The 17,922-nt window shown below is 71.2% G+C and carries 18 protein-coding genes and 1 pseudogene; 6 read left to right on the top strand and 13 right to left on the bottom strand.

Translation table 11 applies throughout. From position 1 onward, the window contains the following. The first annotated feature begins 115 nt into the window (after positions 1–115). The gene (locus tag ABZ267_RS20215; RefSeq protein WP_356749496.1) at positions 116–1,231 is read left to right on the top strand and encodes a DUF2637 domain-containing protein; all 1,116 of its coding nucleotides are present in this window, start codon (positions 116–118) and stop codon (positions 1,229–1,231) included. A gap of 27 nt (positions 1,232–1,258) precedes the next feature. Here the strand turns inward: ABZ267_RS20215 and ABZ267_RS20210 are convergent, their stop codons facing one another. From ABZ267_RS20210 to ABZ267_RS20200, 3 genes are all read right to left on the bottom strand, one after another. Next, a complete protein-coding gene (locus ABZ267_RS20210) occupies positions 1,259–1,621 on the bottom strand; it encodes an ATP-binding protein (RefSeq protein ID WP_356749669.1) in 363 nt (120 codons plus the stop codon). Between the two features lie 309 nt (positions 1,622–1,930). Next, entirely contained in the window at positions 1,931–3,673 is a 1,743-nt protein-coding gene (locus ABZ267_RS20205; protein WP_356749498.1) for a pyruvate dehydrogenase, read from the bottom strand. A gap of 118 nt (positions 3,674–3,791) precedes the next feature. Then, positions 3,792–5,345: a protein phosphatase 2C domain-containing protein gene (locus tag ABZ267_RS20200; RefSeq protein ID WP_356749500.1), complete on the bottom strand. Its 1,554-nt coding sequence runs from the start codon at positions 5,343–5,345 to the stop codon at positions 3,792–3,794. A 297-nt stretch (positions 5,346–5,642) separates the two neighbouring features. On the opposite strand from ABZ267_RS20200, the gene ABZ267_RS20195 reads away from it, so the two are divergent. Both ABZ267_RS20195 and ABZ267_RS20190 read left to right on the top strand, forming a co-directional pair. Further along, a complete protein-coding gene (locus ABZ267_RS20195) occupies positions 5,643–6,668 on the top strand; it encodes a helix-turn-helix domain-containing protein (RefSeq protein ID WP_356749502.1) in 1,026 nt (341 codons plus the stop codon). 37 nt (positions 6,669–6,705) lie between these two features. Continuing rightward, entirely contained in the window at positions 6,706–7,188 is a 483-nt protein-coding gene (locus ABZ267_RS20190; RefSeq protein ID WP_356749504.1) for a DUF456 domain-containing protein, read from the top strand. Here ABZ267_RS20190 and ABZ267_RS20185 read toward each other — a convergent pair. Continuing rightward, complete coding sequence (locus ABZ267_RS20185) at positions 7,113–8,543, bottom strand: AlkA N-terminal domain-containing protein (protein ID WP_356749671.1); 1,431 nt, start codon at positions 8,541–8,543, stop codon at positions 7,113–7,115. The genes ABZ267_RS20190 and ABZ267_RS20185 overlap by 76 nt on opposite strands. A gap of 69 nt (positions 8,544–8,612) precedes the next feature. Continuing rightward, positions 8,613–9,770 (bottom strand): ribosome small subunit-dependent GTPase A, encoded by a 1,158-nt coding sequence (gene rsgA / locus ABZ267_RS20180; RefSeq protein WP_356749506.1) that lies wholly within the window; start codon positions 9,768–9,770, stop codon positions 8,613–8,615. A gap of 341 nt (positions 9,771–10,111) precedes the next feature. On the opposite strand from rsgA, the gene ABZ267_RS20175 reads away from it, so the two are divergent. Then, the gene (locus ABZ267_RS20175; protein WP_356749508.1) at positions 10,112–10,612 is read left to right on the top strand and encodes a DUF5949 family protein; all 501 of its coding nucleotides are present in this window, start codon (positions 10,112–10,114) and stop codon (positions 10,610–10,612) included. 164 nt (positions 10,613–10,776) lie between these two features. Here ABZ267_RS20175 and ABZ267_RS20170 read toward each other — a convergent pair whose 3' ends face one another. From ABZ267_RS20170 to ABZ267_RS20145, 6 genes are all read right to left on the bottom strand, one after another. Next, entirely contained in the window at positions 10,777–11,184 is a 408-nt protein-coding gene (locus ABZ267_RS20170; protein WP_356749510.1) for a rodlin, read from the bottom strand. A gap of 134 nt (positions 11,185–11,318) precedes the next feature. Next, positions 11,319–11,525 (bottom strand): hypothetical protein, encoded by a 207-nt coding sequence (locus ABZ267_RS20165; protein ID WP_356749512.1) that lies wholly within the window; start codon positions 11,523–11,525, stop codon positions 11,319–11,321. A 190-nt stretch (positions 11,526–11,715) separates the two neighbouring features. Beyond that, the gene (locus ABZ267_RS20160) at positions 11,716–12,126 is read right to left on the bottom strand and encodes a rodlin (protein WP_015612269.1); all 411 of its coding nucleotides are present in this window, start codon (positions 12,124–12,126) and stop codon (positions 11,716–11,718) included. Between the two features lie 76 nt (positions 12,127–12,202). Continuing rightward, positions 12,203–12,493, bottom strand: coding sequence for a hypothetical protein (locus ABZ267_RS20155; RefSeq protein ID WP_356749673.1), 291 nt, complete (start codon positions 12,491–12,493; stop codon positions 12,203–12,205). A gap of 249 nt (positions 12,494–12,742) precedes the next feature. Then, a complete protein-coding gene (locus ABZ267_RS20150; protein WP_109162968.1) occupies positions 12,743–12,976 on the bottom strand; it encodes a chaplin in 234 nt (77 codons plus the stop codon). Between the two features lie 294 nt (positions 12,977–13,270). Beyond that, the gene (locus tag ABZ267_RS20145) at positions 13,271–13,672 is read right to left on the bottom strand and encodes a rodlin (protein ID WP_073881655.1); all 402 of its coding nucleotides are present in this window, start codon (positions 13,670–13,672) and stop codon (positions 13,271–13,273) included. Positions 13,673–14,250: 578 nt separating this feature from the next. Here ABZ267_RS20145 and ABZ267_RS20140 point away from each other — a divergent pair. Next, a complete protein-coding gene (locus tag ABZ267_RS20140) occupies positions 14,251–14,952 on the top strand; it encodes a chaplin family protein (RefSeq protein ID WP_356749513.1) in 702 nt (233 codons plus the stop codon). Positions 14,953–15,046: 94 nt separating this feature from the next. Here the strand turns inward: ABZ267_RS20140 and ABZ267_RS20135 are convergent, their stop codons facing one another. Next, the gene (locus ABZ267_RS20135; RefSeq protein ID WP_356749515.1) at positions 15,047–16,267 is read right to left on the bottom strand and encodes an acetyl-CoA C-acetyltransferase; all 1,221 of its coding nucleotides are present in this window, start codon (positions 16,265–16,267) and stop codon (positions 15,047–15,049) included. A gap of 112 nt (positions 16,268–16,379) precedes the next feature. Continuing rightward, on the bottom strand, positions 16,380–17,285 hold the full coding sequence (locus tag ABZ267_RS20130; RefSeq protein ID WP_356749517.1) for a LysR family transcriptional regulator: 906 nt from the start codon (positions 17,283–17,285) through the stop codon (positions 16,380–16,382). Positions 17,286–17,406: 121 nt separating this feature from the next. On the opposite strand from ABZ267_RS20130, the pseudogene ABZ267_RS20125 reads away from it, so the two are divergent. Further along, positions 17,407–17,892 (top strand): annotated as a pseudogene (locus tag ABZ267_RS20125) (CoA-transferase); the annotation flags it as partial. Positions 17,893–17,922 lie beyond the last annotated feature (30 nt).

Below are 17,922 nucleotides of genomic sequence, written 5' to 3'. Positions count from 1 at the left end.
CATCGATAGCCTCTCCCACCCCCATGGCGTGCTCTTGTCCCGAAACCCGCGGAGCGGGACGGGAATTCCGTCACGATGGCGCACGAAACGCCCTACGTGACGCAAGGGACCGCGCATGAGACTGACCGACATATCGCTTGACTGGCTGCTTCCGGGCGCCGTACTGCTCGTGGGGGTCATGGCGGCGGTGACGGTGGTCGCACGCGGCAAGCGTGCCGCCGGCAAGGCCGCGGCCGACGACTCCTGGGAACGCAGCGAGGAGCGCCGGCGGCGCAAGGAAGCGCTCTACGCCACCGCCAGTTACGTCCTGCTGTTCTGCTGCGCGGCCGTCGCCGCCGCGCTCTCCTTCCACGGGCTCGTCGGCTTCGGCCGGCAGAACCTGAACCTCACCGGCGGCTGGGAGTACCTGGTCCCGTTCGGACTGGACGGCGCCGCGATGTTCTGTTCCGTGCTGGCCGTACGGGAGGCGAGCCACGGAGACGCGGCGCTCGGCTCCCGGCTGCTGGTGTGGACATTCGCCGGGGCCGCCGCCTGGTTCAACTGGGTGCACGCCCCGAGGGGCATGGACCACGCGGGCGCGCCGCACTTCTTCGCGGGGATGTCCCTCTCGGCCGCGGTGCTCTTCGACCGCGCGCTGAAGCAGACCCGCCGGGCCGCGCTGCGCGAACAGGGCCTGGTGCCCCGTCCGTTGCCGCAGATCCGGATCGTCCGCTGGCTGCGGGCACCCCGGGAGACCTTCGGCGCCTGGTCGTTGATGCTCCTCGAAGGCGTACGCACGCTGGACGAGGCGGTCGACGAGGTCCGGGAGGACCGCAAGGAGCAGGAGCAGAACCGGATCCGCCGCAGGGAACAGGCGAAGCTGGACCGGGCCCGCATCAAGGCCCTGAACCGGCAGAACCGGGCCTGGGGCCGCGGCCGCCTCGGCCACCAGGTGGACGTCCAGGCCCTCGCTCCGGCGGCATCGGGCACGGGCGGCACCGCGCCGCCCGTCGCGGAGCCTGCCATAGCAGAGCCGGGTCAGCTGCCTCTGCGACCCCGGCCATCCCTGCAAGCCGTCGGCCAGAAGCAGTCGGCGGACGGTTCGAACTCGAAGAGCCTTGGCCCTTCGACCCCGGGAGGTGACGCGCGGGCGGTCGACCTCACCGCCGAGGACGACACCCAGGCACTCCCCCGGCTCGACTCGCTGGAGCAGAAACTGAAGGATCTGGAGCAGCAGTACACGGGCTCATGACCCGCACGCGGTACGACGGAGGGACGTTCAGAGCCCTTCGCCACGCAGCTCGAACCAGACCACCTTCCCCAGCGCCCGCGCCTCGACCCCCCAGGCGTCGGCCAGGCTCCGCACCAGGATCAGCCCCCGGCCGTGCGTACCGTCGTCGGCGTTCGGTACGTACGGCGCGGGCAGATCCGCCTCGAAGTCCTGGACCTCCACGCGCAGGGCGGCGGGCGTCGTCGTCGCGGTGACCACGGCACCGTGCCGGGTGTGGATCAGCGCGTTGGTCACCAGCTCGCTCAGCAGCAGCTCCGCCGCCGCGATCTGTTCGGGTCCGGAGCGGTGGCGCAGGAACTCCCGCAGCTCGCGCCGGACTTCGCCGACCGCCGACCGTTCCGTATGGCCCACTCTTCTATGCATCCGAGCCGGCTGCTGCTGCGCCATGCCCGGCCTCCGCCCCCGAGGTCCGCGCCCCTCGCCGGCCTGGGCCCTCTTCTGACGCTTCACCGTTTCCCCCGCCCGCACAGCGATCCGGCCTCCTCTGTCCCGGCCGTCCGTCGAACAGCCTCACGGGATGCATGCCCCTGTACGCACACGGTCACGCTTGCCGGTGGCAGCGACAAGAGCGCGGGCGGAGGCAGCGGGGGGCGCACGGGGAGACTCCGTTCCATGCACGGCTTCAGCGGAGCTCAGGGCAGCGCCCGGGGGCGCACCGGCTCAAGGACGGGGCACATTGCGGAGGTTGGAGCGGGCCATCTGGAGCATCCGGCCCACACCGCCGTCCAGGACGACCTTGCTCGCGGAGAGCGCGAAGCCGGTGACCATGTCGGCCTTGATCTTCGGCGGGATGGAGAGCGCGTTGGGGTCGGTCACCACATCGACGAGCGCCGGGCCCTTGTGCTTGAAGGCGTCCTTCAGCGCGCTCTGCAGCTGCTTGGGCTTCTCGACCCGCACTCCGTACGCACCGCAGGCGCGGGCCACGGCGGCGAAGTCCGGATTCTTGTTGGTGGTGCCGTAGGCCGGCAGTCCGCCGACCATCATCTCCAACTCCACCATGCCGAGCGAGGAGTTGTTGAAGAGGACCACCTTCACCGGCAGGTCGTACTGGACGAGGGTGAGGAAGTCGCCCATCAGCATGGAGAATCCGCCGTCACCCGACATCGCCACGACCTGCCGTTCGCGGTCGACGAACTGCGCGCCGATCGCCTGCGGCAGCGCGTTGGCCATCGAGCCATGACTGAACGAACCGATTACGCGCCGACGGCCGTTGGGCGTCAGATAGCGGGCGGCCCAGACGTTGTTCATTCCGGTGTCGACGGTGAACACCGCGTCCTCGTCCGCCATTTCGTCCAGTACGGAGGCGACGTACTCGGGGTGGATCGGGGTGTGCTTCTCGACCTTGCGGGTGTACGCCTTGACGACACCCTCCAGCGCGTCGGCGTGCTTCTTCAGCATCCGGTCGAGGAACTTGCGGTCGCTCTTGGGCTTGATCCGAGGCGTCAGACAGCGCAGCGTCTCGCGCACGTCACCCCACACCGCGAGGTCCAACTTGGAGCGCCGTCCGAGGCGTTCGGGCCGCACGTCGACCTGGACGATCTTCACGTCGTCCGGGAGGAACGCGTTGTACGGGAAGTCCGTGCCGAGCAGGATCAGCAGATCGCACTCGTGGGTCGCCTCGTAGGCGGCGCCGTAACCGAGCAGCCCGCTCATGCCGACGTCGTACGGGTTGTCGTACTGGATGAACTCCTTGCCGCGCAGCGCGTGGCCGACCGGGGACTTGACCTTCTCGGCGAACTCCATCACCTCGGCGTGCGCGCCGGCGGTGCCGCTGCCGCAGAACAGCGTCACCCGCTTGGCCTCGTCCACCATCCGGCAGAGCTTGTCGATCTCCTCGTCGCCGGGCCGGACGGTCGGCCGTGAGGTGACGAGAGCGTGCCCGGCGGTCTTCTCCGGCGCGGCCTTCGAGGCGATGTCGCCCGGCATGGTCACGACGCTGACGCCGCCCTGGCCGATGGCGTGCTGGATGGCGCTCTGGAGGAGGCGCGGCATCTGTTCCGGGTTGGAGATCATCTCGTTGTAGTGGCTGCACTCCTGGAAGAGCAGCTCCGGATGGGTCTCCTGGAAGTAGCCGAGCCCGATCTCGCTGGAGGGGATGTGCGAGGCGAGGGCGAGGACCGGGGCCATCGAGCGGTGCGCGTCGTACAGGCCGTTGATGAGATGCAGGTTGCCGGGCCCGCAGGATCCGGCGCAGGCCGCCAGGTTCCCGGTGATCTGGGCCTCGGCTCCGGCCGCGAACGCGGCGGTCTCCTCGTGCCGGACATGGATCCAGTCGATGGCGGAGTTACGCCGAATGGCGTCCACGACGGGGTTCAGGCTGTCGCCGACGACGCCGTACAGGCGCTTGACGCCCGCCCTGGCGAGGATGTCGACGAACTGCTCCGCCACGTTCTGCTTGGCCATGGGTGCGCACCCTTCCCTTGCCCCGTGCTCCGTGCACTGTCGGCTGTCCGGACTCCGGAGACCGAAACATCGGCCGGACGTACGGCCTCCGGAGTCCATCAACCCATGGCGTGCGCGGTTACGCCTCCCAGACCGCCGCGCAGGTCCGGTCGTCGGCGTACCCCTTGATCCGGAGCTGGGTGTCGGCGAGGAAGGCCGGCAGCCCGGGCGGGCCTGGCGGGCCCCAGCGCTCGGCGAGCTCGGCCGGGAGCTCGGGTTCGTCGCGCATCGGCTCGGCCAGTCCGTTGCTGCAGAGCAGCAGCGCGTCGCCCGGACGGGCCACGGAGGCCCGGAAGCGGAAGAGTTCGGCGGGCGGCGGTGCGGGGCCGTCGCTGTACGGGGACGGAGGCGTGGTGATCTGGAGGTCCATGGTCAGCCGGTCACCGTCCGGCCCCTCCTCGCTCACGCCGCCGCCGGACGAGGAGTGGTCCTCCGGAATCACCGGCTCCAGGTCCTGCCAGAGTCCGTCGCGGAGCCGGAAGAGGCCGCCGCTGCCGACGCCGAAGAAGACCCGGGTGCGGCAGTCGGGATCGGCGGAGAGCAGCAGGCACCGCAGGCTGGTGGTGTACTCCGCCGGTTCCAGGCCGAGTTCGGCGGCGCGGGCGCGGAGCTTTCCGTAACTACGGTCGGTGAGCCGGTGCAGACCCGACTTCAGGTCGGCCCGGCGGCCGGCCCTTATGTCCTCGGAGAGCCGGGCGTGGCTGCGGGCCACCGCACCGCCGATCCACCGGCACGCGTCGGCCGCCGCCAGATGGGCCCCTTCGCCGGCCCGTACGCCTCCGGCCACGGCGACGAGCACCAGCGCGCTCTCCGCCGCACCGAACCGAGCGGTGAGCAGCGCGTCCCGCCGGGGCTCACCGCGGAACCGCGCCGAGTCGCCCCGTACGGAGGCGGCCCGCAGCGTGTACGTCCCGTACCGCGCACCGTCCAGCACGGTGTCGGGGACCAGCTCGTCCAGGTTCTCCGAGGTGGCGGCGGGCAGCGCGGCGGGTTCGGCGTCGTAGGTGGGCGGCCGGTCGCCCAGGTGGTCGACGAGCGGCCGGGTCCCACCGCCGCCATCGGCCGGCGCGTCGCTAGCGGCCCAGTCCGGCGGGAGCGTGTCCAGGACGCCGGGGTCGCGCGCGGTGTCGGGTTCGGCGGCCACCGGCTCGGGCGGCGGCTCAGGCTCGGGCGGCTTCGGCGCGGCGAAGGTGCGGGGTCCGGGCGGACCGGCGGGCGCTTCCCAGGGAGCGGGAAAGGCGGTGTTACGGGGACCGGGGACGGCGGCGGCCTGAGGGGCGGCCGGCTCCGGCTTCGGCTCCTCGGACGGCGGCGCCTGCCCGCGGTAGGGGTCCCAGGCTGCGCGCGGGTCCGGTTTCACCACCGTCCGCCGCGGCTCGGGCCGCACCCGCGCCGGTGACTCGGACCCGGCCTCCGGTCTCACCTCCGGCTCCGGCCTCGTGTCCCACACCGGCTCAGGCTCCTGCTCCGGCTTGGGTTCCACCGCCTCGCTCACCGTGTCCGACACGGAGTCGAAGCGGTCGTCCAGGCTGTCGGGCGCGCTGCTCGGACCGGTGTCCGGCGCGGTCTCGTCGTACAGCTTCCGCCACCAGTCGTCCTCATGGGCGGCGGGCTTCTCCCCCTGCTGACTCATGCCCTTATTGTCCACCGCGGAGCCCGCCCGAAAACGGGACATCACGAAAAAGTGGCTCTTGCATGAGGTCCGCCGGGCGACCCCACCCCCCACAGGAAGGACGCCCGGCGGACCGGTCAGTGTGATCATCGGATGTGCAGGTCGTCGGTACTGGAGTGGCGCAAGACTGGCCAAGGGACCAGAGGTACAGGGGATGATGTGAGCGGCGGGTTCACGCCGTGGCCCCTTTCCGCCACGGCGAACCGGCCGGAACGGGCGCCGCGAGGCGCGATCACCACATCCGGGGAGGGTCGGGAGATGCTGGGGGCACTGGGTCTCGACGAGAGGCAGGAAGCCGCGTATCGCGCACTGGTGGCGGCGGGAGCGGCGGAACTCTCCGATCTCGCGCACCGGCTGTCCCTCCCGGAGGCGGATGCAGAGCGGGTGCTGCGGCGGCTGGAGCAGCAAGGTCTGGCCGCGCAGTCCTCGGCCCGCCCGGGCCGCTGGGTGGCGGCCCCGCCGGGCGTGGCGCTGGGGGCTCTGCTCATCCAGCAGCGCCATGAGCTGGAGCAGGCGGAGCTGGCGTCCGCGCTGCTGGCCGCCGAGTACCGGGCCGAGGCGAGCGAGCCCGAGGTGCACGATCTGGTGGAGGTGGTGACCGGCTCGGCGGCGGTCGCCCAGCGCTTCCACCAGTTGCAGCTGGGAGCCGCGTCCGAGGTGTGCGCTCTGGTCACCGGCAAGCCGATCGCGGTGTCCGGCATGGAGAACGAGTCCGAGGAGCGGGCGGCCTCGCGCGGGGTCGCCTACCGGGTGGTCGTCGAGCGTGAGGTGCTGTCACTGCCGTCCGGGATCCTGGAGCTGTCGGCCGCGCTGAGCCGGGACGAGCAGTGCCGGGTGGTCGACCGGGTGCCGACGAAGCTGGTGATCGCCGACGGAACGACGGCGATGGTGCCGTTGACCGGACGCGGCGCCGAGCCCGCCGCGCTGGTCGTGCACGCCAGCGGGCTGCTGGAGTCGCTCATGGGCCTCTTCGAGGCGGTGTGGCGCGAGGCGCTGCCGCTGCGGCTGGGCGAAGGCGGAGGCGAGGTGCGGGAGGACGGCGTCGGCCCCGACCCCACCGATCTGGAGATCCTGTCGCTGCTGCTGGCCGGGCTGACCGACGCCAGCGTGGCCAAGCAGCTGGAGCTGGGGCTGCGGACCGTGCAGCGCCGGGTCAAGGGGCTGATGGAACTGACCGGGGTCTCCACCCGGCTCCAGCTGGGCTGGCATGCGTACGAGCGGGGCTGGGTCGCCCGTTCCGCGCCGCCCGGGCCGTCATCGGTGCAGGTCGCGGGGGTGCGCTGACCGCGCGGGGCGGTGCACTCTCCGGCAGGCTGGTCGGATGAGTGTGTGGCAGCTCGTCGGCGTGGGCCTGGTCATGCTGCTGGGCCTGATCGGGGTCCTGGTTCCGGGCGTGCCGGGCCAGGCCATCGTCTGGGCGGCGGTGCTGTGGTGGGCGCTGACGGACATGAGCCCGACGGCCTGGGGCGTCCTGATCGGCGCAACGGCCCTGATGCTGTTGAACCAGGCCCTCAAGCCGCTGCTGCCACCGCGCCGCCCGGGCGAGTCGGGCGCGCCTCGGCGGACGGTGATGATCGGTGGGGTCGCGGGGATCGTGGGCTTCTTCGTGGTGCCCGTGGTCGGCGGCATCGCCGGGTTCGTGGGAGCGATCTACGGCGCGGAGCGGCTGCGGCTGGGCAGCCGTGGCGCGGGTTGGACGTCGGTGCGCTCGGTGATGCGGGCGACGGGCTACGCGGTGCTGGTGGAGCTGTTCGCGTGCCTGCTGGTGGCGGGCGCCTGGCTGGGCGCGCTGATCTGGGGCTGACGGACGGCCGTCTCCAGATGGCGTACGGCGTACGAACGCCACGGCCGCCACCGTTCGCCACCCGGTGTTCCGTACGGATCCACATCCGGATCACCGAGCGCCCGCATCCGGATCAGCGCGGCGGTCCGCCGGTCCACTCCGGGCAACGTGGCGAGCGTCCGTTCCGCCTCCTCGCGGTCGGCCCCGGCGTCCAGCCGCAGCTCACCGTCGGCGAGCGCGGTGGCCAGGGTCCGCAGAGCCGGTTCCGGGACGGCACCGGCCAGGACGCCCACCTCGGGAAAGACATGGCTGAGCGCGCCGCACGGCAGGTCCAGCACCTTCCCGTACCGCTCGACCAGCTCCTCCGCGCGCTCCCGCCCCACCAGCGCCCGTACGGCCTCCTCCTCCGGGTCCGCCGCTCCCGGCGAGCGCACTCCGGGCCGGGCGGCGACCAGCGGGGCGAGCCGGGGGTCGGCGGCGAGGGCCTCGTCGACGGCGTAGGGATCGGCATCCAGGTCGAACAGGCGCCGCAGCCGCTGTACGGCGGTGGTCAGGTCGCGCAGATCGGTGAGGTGGATCCGGGCCTCCAGCCACGGTCCGGGCGTGGCCTCGTCGACGGCGGCGATCCCGGTCCCGTACGGCAGTCGCAGCGTACGCCGGTAGGTGCGGCGGCCCGGCGGTCCGCCCATCTCCTCGACCCGGGCCACGGCCTGCTCGGCCAGCAGGTCGAACATCGCGCTGGTGGCGTACGGGCCCCGATGCGCGAGCCGCAGCGGGATCCCGGCCCGCAGCCCCTCGCCCCGGCCGCCGCCGAGCCCGGTCCCGGCCTCCGCGCGCAGAGCGCTCGGAGTGCGGGCGTAGATCCGGCGGATGGTGTCGTTGAACTGGCGCACGCTGGCGAATCCGGCCGCGAACGCGATCTCGGTGACCGGCAGGCCGGTGGTCTGCAGCAGCACCCGGGCGGTGTGGGAGCGCTGGGCGCGGGCCAGCGCGACGGGTCCGGCGCCGAGCTCGGCGTTGAGCTGGCGCTGGACCTGCCGGGCGCTGTAGCCGAGCCGTCCGGCGAGTCCGGGAACGCCTTCGCGGTCCACTACTCCGTCGCCGATCAGCCGCATGGCGCGGCCGACGACATCGGCGCGGACGTTCCACTCGGCCGAGCCGGGCACGGCGTCAGGACGGCAGCGCCGACAGGCCCGGAAGCCGCCGGCCTGAGCGGCGGCCGCGGTCGGGTAGAAGCGCACGTTGGCGCGCCGTGGCGTGACGGCGGGGCAGCTCGGCCGGCAGTAGATGCCGGTGGTCACGACGGCGAAGAAGAACGCGCCGTCGAACCGTGCGTCGCGGCTGCTCACCGCCTCGTACCTGCTCCTGTCGTCCATCACACCGTCCAGTGTGCGGCAGCCGCCGCTGCCGCACTCGCGGTTTTCGGACGCCGAGTACGACGACGGCTACCGCACCCGGCCGCCGCGCTTGGCCTGCATGGCCGCACGTCCCTCGGCACCCTTGCGCTTCCAGTCCTTCAGCATCTCCGAACGGACCCGGGCATCGGTCTTGGCGACGATCCGCTGGTTCTCGCGCAGCAGCTTGCGGTAGCTCTCCAGCCGCCGGTCCGGCAGAGTGCCGTCCGCCACCGCGCCGAGGACCGCGCATCCGGGCTCGCTCGCGTGGGCGCAGTCGTGGAACCGGCAGCGGGCCGCCAGCTCCTCGATCTCCGCGAACAGCTCGCCGACCCCGGTCCCGGCGTCGAAGAGGCCGACCCCGCGCAGCCCGGGAGTGTCGATGAGGACACCGCCTTGCGGCAGGACGAGGAGGTTACGGGTCGTGGTGGTGTGCCGGCCCTTGCCGTCGGCCTCCCGCGCGGCCTGCACCTCCATCTCGTCCCGGCCGAGCAGGGTGTTGGCGAGGGTGGACTTGCCGGCGCCGGAGATACCGAGCAGCACGCTCGTACCGCCGGAGACGACGGCACCGAAGACGTCGAGCCCTTCGCCGGTGGTGGAGCTGACGGGGAAGACCTGGACGCCGGGCGCGATGGCCTCGATGTCCTGGACGAGGTGGGACAGGGTGACCGGGTCGGGCACCAGGTCGGCCTTGGTGAGCAGCACGATCGGCTCGGGCCGGTGCTCGCCGGGACCGTGGCCATCGCTCAGCAGCGCGGCGCCGTCGGAGCTGGACAGCGCGAGCGCGAGGAAGCGCTCGATCCGTCCGAGGTCCAGCTCGACGGCGAGCGAGACGCAGATGACGATGTGGTCGATGTTGGTGGCGAGCACCTGCCCTTCGGACCGCTCCGATGAGGTGGAGCGAACGAAGGCGGTCCGGCGCGGCAGCAGCGTACGGACGAACCGCGGGTCACCGTCGGCGTCGAGCGCCACCCAGTCACCGGTGCAGACGATCCGCATCGGGTCGCGCGGCACCACGAACGCGGTGTCGGCCCGGACCGGGCCGTCATGGGTGATCACGTCGCACCGGCCACGGTCCACGCGCACGACGCGCCCCGGCACGAGGCCCTGCTCGGCGTAAGGAGAGAAGGCTGCCGACCAGTCGTCGTCCCAGCCGTACGGAGTCAGCGGGTGCGAGGAGGACGGAACCGGAAGAAACGAGAAAGACAAGGGAAACCCTTCACAGGGTGGCCCCGGCACCGCGCGCTCGGCGCGGAAGATCGGTGAAGCGGGTCAGCCGGTGGCCACGGGGGTGAGAACGATGCTCTTCTGGTTGTGGGCAGTGCCCATCGCAACGACAGTCATCAATGTCCTCACCTCCTGATTCCTCGGGTCCTGGTTCCTCGGTGTCTGACGCGACTCACCATAGCCGCGCCGCTCCCGACGGCGTCAACAGGTTTTCCGGTGCCCACGCCGGAGTTACCCCGTGATCTCCCGGATCTTCACCGATCTCCCCCGATCGGGTGATACGCATGCATAGCGACCGGTCCGAGGCCATTAAGGTGCCGGTCATGACGACACCTCAGACCTCCACCGGCACGTTCACACCGGCCCAGTTGGGTACCCAGATCCTGATCGGCTGGAGCAGCCGGCAGCCCGGCGCCGACCAGGACACCGCCTACCTCCTCGCCTACTCGCTCGGCGACGGCCAGGACGGGCCGGAGGCCGGCCGGAACGCGCTGCGCATCGCGCTGGAGCGGGCCGGTCTCCAGGTCGGCGGCCCGATCCAGGACGCGGCCGAGGCACCGGGCATCCAGGCGAAGCTCCTCGTCCAGGCGGGCCAGGCCGTCCTGACGATGCCTCACCTCAAGTCGCAGTACCCGGCCCCCGCGGAGTGGCTCGCGGCCGCGCTGGGACAGGGCCAGGTGTACGGGATGTTCGCCACGACCCCGTGGCCGGAGGCCGTTCCGGGGCAGCCGGTGAGCGAGGACCAGCTGCGGGCCTTCGCGGCGAACGAGGAGGTCGTCCGCACCGCCGCCCACTGCCTGCTCCCGGTCCGTTCGATCGGCTGACCTCCCTGTCCAGGCATGACGGTGCCCACCACCCCCCGTGGAGTGGTGGGCACCGTCGTGTCACGGTGGCGCCGCGAGAAGGCGCGGTGCCATGACAACGAGGGCGGGCGGCCCGGAGAGTGAACCCCGGACCGCCCGCGCTCGAAACGTCAGGCTGTGGTGCGTCAGTTGTTGCCGACGCCGTTGCCCGAGAGAACCGGGATGTCGTCCAGGATGTGCGACAGGGGCTCGTCGCCCTTCGCCTGGGTCGAGTTGTCGGTGCACTGCTGGTTCTGCGGGTTGGACAGGACGTTGATGTCCTGGACCGTGATCGGCACGAGGCCGACGAGCGAACCGACGTTGACCTTGGCGGGCAGGCCGACGCAGAGCTTGTTCAGGGTGCCCTGAACAAGCTGGTTCTGCGGGCTCCAGTCGCCCTCGGTCTCGGCGTTGCCGATCTCCGACTCGGCACCGTTGCCGTTGACGGTGGTGGTGCCACCGTCGTTGCCGATCGCCATGGCCGTGGGAGCCGCGACTGCGGACAGACCGAGCAGGGACACGGCCACTGCAGCGCCGGCCATCATCTTCTTCATCAACTTCACCTTTCGGAGCGTCCCGTTGTGGAACGTACTGATCAACTGCCGGAGGGCCGGATCGGTTGCGCAGTACCACTCAAATGGGTTCGTTCCGGCGCAAGGTCGACGCCACAGCCCAGCAATCCCGGGCCTCAGCCGCCGGAGGCCTCGCCGGACGTGCGGGCCGCCGGTACGAAACCGGCGCCGTGGCGGTGGACGGGTTCCGGCCGCGGTTCGGAGAGCGGGTGGTCGCGTCCGGCGGCCTGCCACTCGGCGACGAGCCGGTCGTAGATCGGCGTGCCGTCCGGTGCGGGCCACGGCTCTCTGCTCTGCGAGGTCTGACTGTCGTACGGATCCATGGAGGGGCCCTACCCGGCCCGGCGCGGATCGTCAGCCGGGGCTACGGCATCCGGCCCAAGCGTGTGCCCCGTCCGGAGGCCCCGGCACACGACGAAGGGCCAGCCGGGTCCGGTCGGGCGAAGAACGGTCGCCGTACGGACGGGGCTGGCCCCACGCGGGTCACGCGATGCGGACCGGAGCTACCCGGTCTCAGTTGTTGCCGGCACCGTTGCCCGACAGGATCGGGATGTCGTTCAGCAGGTGCGACAGAGCCTCGTCACCCTTGGCCTGGGTGGAGTTCTCGGTGCACTGCTGGTTCTGCGGCGAGGACAGGACGTTGATGTCCTGGACCGAGATCGGCACCAGGCCGACGAGGGAACCGAGGTTCGCCTTGGCCGGCAGCGCGATGCAGGGCTTGTTCAGCGAGCCCTGGATCAGCGCGAACTGCGGGCTCCAGTCGCCGTGGGTCTCGGAGTTGCCGTAGGCCTGCGAAGCGCCGTTGCCGTTGACGGTGGTGGTGCCGCCGTCGTTGGCGATCGCCATGGCGGACGGGGCGGCCGCGGCGGAGACGCCGACGACGGAGACGGCAACCGCTGCCGAGGCCATGATCTTCTTGAACATGAGAGAGCCCTTCCGGGGAGTGATGCGGTGATGCGGATCGGTGAAGGAACCAGGAGGAACGGTCGTTCCGCGGCGGTCAGCCGCCGAGAGGAATGCCTCCGAGCAGCGGAGCGGCACTCTCGGCCGCACCGGTTGCCTGACCCGCCAGCTTGCCGACCGTGCCGTCCTTCGAGACCGTTTCGGTGGTCTCGGCGACGGTGTCCACCAGCGGGTCCACGACCTGCGGCGCGCTGGCCATCACCTGGTTGAGACCGCTGTCGAGGCTGAAGCTGGGGGCCGTGGGGACAGTAGCGGCGAACGCGGGAGCGGCCGTTCCGAGGGCAGCCACGGAACCGACAACGAGCGCGGCGGTCTTCGCGTACTTCACTTTTCTGGTTCCCTTCTGCGCGGCGTCTGCTTCGGTCACGTCTCCGTGCCGCACACAAGCTTTCTTTACCTGTGACTTCTGCCGCTTTCCTCAGGGATAACGATCAGGTGGGGTGGGAGAAACTGTGCCCGTCCGACTTTCTCCGGCCGAGAGTGCGAGGAATCGCGGCGGGCAGAGCAAAGGCCCCGGGCGGCCGATGCCGTCCCGGGGCCGACCGGTTCCGGACAATAGGCCCGGCCGGTCAGTGGCTCACGCGTTGACGCAGGTGTTACCGAAGGCCGGGTTCAGCAGGCCGATCACGTTGACGGTGTTACCGCAGATGTTGACCGGGATGTGCACCGGCACCTGCACGATGTTGCCGGACAGCACGCCCGGCGAGCCCGCGGCGATGGCCTCGGCGCCCGAGTCGGCCATGGCCGGCGCGGCGGCACCCATCGCCATGAGCGTACCGGCGGCGACTGCGGCAACCTTGGTGTACTTCACTTTATTTATCCCTTTCCTCGGCGGAGTCCGGTGCGGTCACGACTGTCGTGTCCGCCCGAGCCGGTCCTGCATCGCTCGCGACTCCGGCGCTGTCCTACGTAACGATGAACATCCGGGTTCGAAACTGTTCCACGGGCGGATTCCCGGATATCCGCCCGAATGCCGCAACGGCCGTCGGACCGTGCGGCGGGAACACGGTCGGAGAGCCCGTACCGCATTCCCGGTGAAAAGACGGGTCCGGGCCGCTCGGTGGAGGAACTCCGATGGCCCGGACCCGAGTCGAGCGGCTGTGGATCAGCCGTTGCCGGCACCGTTGCCCGAGAGGATCGGGATGTCCTCCAGGATGTGCGACAGAGCCTCGTCGCCCTTCGCCTGGGTGGAGTTCTCGGTGCACTGCTGGTTCTGCGGCGAGGACAGGACGTTGATGTCCTGGACCGTGATCGGCACCAGGCCGACGAGCGAGCCGAGGTTGGCCTTGGCCGGCAGCGCGATGCAGGGCTTGTTGAGCGAGCCCTGGATCAGCGCGAACTGCGGGCTCCAGTCACCGTGGGTCTCGGAGTTGCCGTACGACTGCGAAGCGCCGTTGCCGTTGACCGTCGTGGTACCGCCGTCGTTGGCGATCGCCATGGCCTGCGTCGAGCCGAGCCCGAGGATGGAGGCGGCGACAGCGCCCGTAGCAAGAACCTTCTTGATCACGATTAACCCTTCTCGTACCGGTCACCCCGTAGCGGGGCCCCCTGATCAACTCGGGGCCCGGCGTTTGGTTCCGTGCATTCACCCGAATGCCGGGCACGGGGGCGCACTGCGCGGGAGTGCGACCGGTCCGCGCCTCTGACACCGCCTCTGTTCGCACGACCATCTGTTCGTGAGGGAATTGCGGAAGCGGAGACCGGCGTGTTCGTCCGAACGGGTCGACCTGCGCGGACCGCTCTCCCGTCGCGCATCTGTCGCCACCCGGCCCGCATGACGGTCAACACCGTTGCTCAACGGCAAAGTTGAGGCTGAATCGTTTCCCTTCAACGGTAGCCGGGCCAGGACACGGTTCATCTCATCCATCCGTTCGGGTGATTACACAATTTCCACCCGCCCCCGAGTTTCCCGCGCGCCCGCCGCTCGTTAGGGCAGTCGTCCAGCGCGCATGTGTAACGACTTTCACCATGACTTCGCGCGGGGGTGGCCCGGGGGGTCCGTCACGACAAGGGCACCACCCGACGGTTCCGCGCGCGAAGCACCCACGCGAATGTCCTCGCGAATGTCCTAAGGAAGGGCAAGTAATGCGACAGGCCTTGAACAAAAGCATGATCGTCATGGCGGCCGCGTCGGGCCTCCTGGCCTCGGCCGGCGGCGCCGCATACGCCGACGCGTCGGCCGAAGGCGCCGCCGTCGGTTCGCCGGGGGTCGGTTCGGGCAACGCCGTGCAGGTGCCGGTGCACGTCCCGGTCAACGTGTGCGGCAACACCGTCAATGTGATCGCCCTGTTGAACCCCGCGTTCGGCAACTCCTGCGCGAACGTGAGCGGCCCGAAGGACGACTACCCGCCGACCGAGCCGCCCACCGAGGAGCCGCCGGTCGAGGAGCCGCCCACCGAAGAGCCGCCGACCGAGGAGCCCCCCACGGAGGAGCCGCCCACCGAAGAGCCGCCCACGGAGGAGCCCCCGACCGAGGAGCCTCCGGTGGACGAGCCGCCCACGGAGGAGCCGCCGGTCGACGAGCCGCCGGTCGACGAGCCCCCGACCGAGCAGCCCCCCGTCGACGAGCCGCCGGTCGACGAGCCGCCGGCCGAGCAGCCGCCCACCGACACCCCCGGATCCAACAACCCCGGCCCCAACACCCCCGGCACGCACACCCCCGGCTCCGACACGCCGGGTCTGGCCGACACCGGTGCGGCCGGTCTCGGCCTGGCGGCAGGCGCCAGCGCCGCGATGCTGCTGGGCGGGACGGTGCTGATGCGCCGCACCCGTAACGCGCGGGACTGACAGCCACCCGCCGCAGGAACGAGGTCCGGCCGGACAGCGGGGACTGTCCGGCCGGACCTTCTGCATGCCTGGGAACTCCGGGAGAGGGCCGGTGTCAGGGCGTGACGCGCTCGAAGACCGCCGCGAGTGCCTGGCCGCCGCCGATGCACATCGTCTCCAGGCCGTAGCGGCCCTCGCGGCGGTGGAGTTCGCGGGTGAGCGTGGCGAGGATGCGGGCTCCGGTGGCGCCGACCGGGTGGCCGAGCGAGATGCCCGATCCGTTGACGTTGATCCGCTGTTCATGGTCGGTCTCGCCGAGGCCCAACTCCCGGGTGCAGGCGAGAACCTGAGCGGCGAACGCCTCGTTCAGCTCGATCAGGTCGAGCTCGGCGAGGCTGAGGCCGGCGCGGTCCAGTGCCGTACGGGTGGCGGCGACCGGGGCGATGCCCATCGTGGCGGCGGGGACGCCGGCGCGGGCGCAGGAGACGAGGCGGACGAGCGGGATCAGGCCGAGGCGCTCCGCCGTCTCGGCGCTGGTGACCAGGCAGGCGGCGGCCGCGTCGTTCTGGCCGCTGGCGTTGCCGGCCGTGACGGTGGCCTCCGGGTCGGTTGTGGCCATCACCGGGCGGAGCGCGGCGAGTTGCTCGGCGGTGGTGTCGGGGCGCGGGTGCTCGTCGGCGGTGACGGTCGTCTCGCCCTTGCGGGTGCGTACGGTGACGGGGACGGTCTCCGCCGCGTACCGGCCCTCGGCGACGGCGGTGGCCGCCCGCTGCTGTGAGCGCAGGGCCAGGGCGTCCTGGTCGGCGCGGCTGATGGCGTACTCCCGGCGCAGGTTCTCGGCCGTCTCGATCATGCCGCCGGGCACCGGGTGGTGGATGCCTCCGGCGGTGACCCGGCCCCGGGCCAGGGAGTCGTGGAGCTGAAGGCCGGGGCCCTTGATGCCCCAGCGGCCGTCGTGTGTGTAGTACGGCGCGGCGCTCATGACGTCGACGCCGCCGGCGATCACCACCTCGCTGAACCCGGTCCTGATCTGCATCGCCGCGTCCAGGACCGCCTGGAGCCCCGAGCCGCAGCGGCGGTCGATCTGGGTGCCGGTGACGGTGGTGGGCAGGCCGGCGTCCATGGCGGCGATCCGGCCGATGGCGGGAGCCTCGCTGGTCGGGTAGGCGTGGCCGAGGATCACCTCGTCGACCCGGTCGGGGTCGATGCCCGTACGGTCGACGATCTCCGCGATGACGCGTGCGGCCAGCCCGGCCGGTGTCTGCTGCGCGAACGCTCCGCCGAAGCGGCCGATGGGGGTGCGCAGCGGTTCGCAGATGACGACTTCGAGCGGCACGGAGGGGCCTTTCCTGAGGGCGGTGGCGGTACACGCGGGTCCAGTGACCTTCGCATCGCTCCACTGAGTCGGTCCAATATCGAATGCGCGCCGCGTTGAGAGGCCGTACGTCTCAATCGAGAGTGCGTACGGGTGTCGGCAGCGCTTCCTCCGCCACGGCGAGCACCGCGCGCAGCGCGGCGGAGGGGTTGTCGGAGCGCCAGGCCAGCGCGGCGCTCAGGCGGATCGGCGGTCCGGCGAGCGGGCGGTAGACCAGGCCGTTCTGCTGGATGTGCTGCACGGAGGTGACCGTGAGGGTGACGCCGACGCCGGCCGCGACCAAGGCGTGGATCGTGTACGAGTCCGGCGCCTCCTGGACGACGCGCGGAGTGAACCCGGCGCTCTCGCATGCCTCGGTCATGGCGTCGCGGACGGTGGAGCCGGAGTTGGCGGGAAAGGAGACGAACGGTTCACCGGCGAGTACGGCGAGAGGTACGGCCTCGCGTCGGGCGAGCGGGTGGTCGGAGGGCAGGGCACAGGCCAGCTCCTCCTCGTCGATCACCCGGTGGGCGACGCCGGGCCGGGTCACCGGCAGCCGGACGAAGCCGAGGTCGAGCGAGCCGTCCGCGACCCGGGCGAGGGCGGTGTTGGCGTACGTCTGGCCGGTCATGACGAGTTCGAGTCCCGGGTGCGCGGCGCGGACGGCCCGGGTGAGCTGCGGCAGCGTCTCGTGGCTGGAGGCGCCGGCGAAGCCGATGGTGACCCGCCCGAACTCGCCCTTTCCCGCCGATCTGGCGGCCCGTACGGCGGTGTCCAGGTCGTCCAGGACGGTCCGTACGGGTTCGAGGAAGGACTCGCCCGCGCTGGTGAGCCGGACCGAGCGGGTGTTGCGGTGGAAGAGCTGGACGCCGAGCTCCTTCTCCAGCTGGCGGATCCGCTGGCTCAGCGGTGGCTGGGCCATCTGGAGCCGCTTGGCGGCCCGGCCGAAGTGCAGTTCCTCGGCCACGGCGAGGAAGGCGTCGAGGTGGCGTAGCTCCATGGCGACGCCTCCCTCCTGTCGGTGATACTCCCGGCGTCTCGATCCGACCTTAATTCGGTATTGGACAGCCATCAATGGCGCTGACACCGTGGGGCCGCGTAGGCGGACGACGAGGAGCACCGTGGACCGGACGGCCGGCAAGGTCATGTCGATGAGGGAGGCCGTCGCCGCCTTCGTCCACGACGGGGACACCGTGAGTCTCGAAGGGTTCACGCACCTCATCCCGACCGCCGCCGGGCACGAGATCATCCGGCAGGGACGCCGCGATCTCACGGTCGTCCGGATGACGGCGGACATCGTGGTGGACCAGATGCCGGCCGCCGGGTGCGTGACGCGGCCGGCCTCCTCGTTCGTGGGCAACTCCTCGGCCGGTTCGCTCGGTGAGCTGCGGCGGCGCGTCGAGCACGCCGATCCCGAGCCGCCGGCGTACGAGGAGTACAGCCACTACGGGATGGTCTGCCGCTACCTCGCCGGTGCGCAGCGGCTGCCGTTCTATCCGCTGCGCTCATACGCGGGCAGCGATCTGCCGTCGGTCAACCCCGGTATCCGTAAGATCACTTCGCCGTATCCGGCCGCCGACGGGACCGCCGAGCAGACCTACGTCGTGCTGCGCGACGATGTCGACCCGCACCGCGAC

The organism is Streptomyces sp. NPDC006174 (assembly GCF_040614075.1).
Classification (GTDB): Bacteria; Actinomycetota; Actinomycetes; order Streptomycetales; family Streptomycetaceae; genus Streptomyces.
The sequence above is the reverse complement of the archived record's forward strand: the minus strand, read 5'-3'. Positions and strand labels throughout refer to the sequence as shown.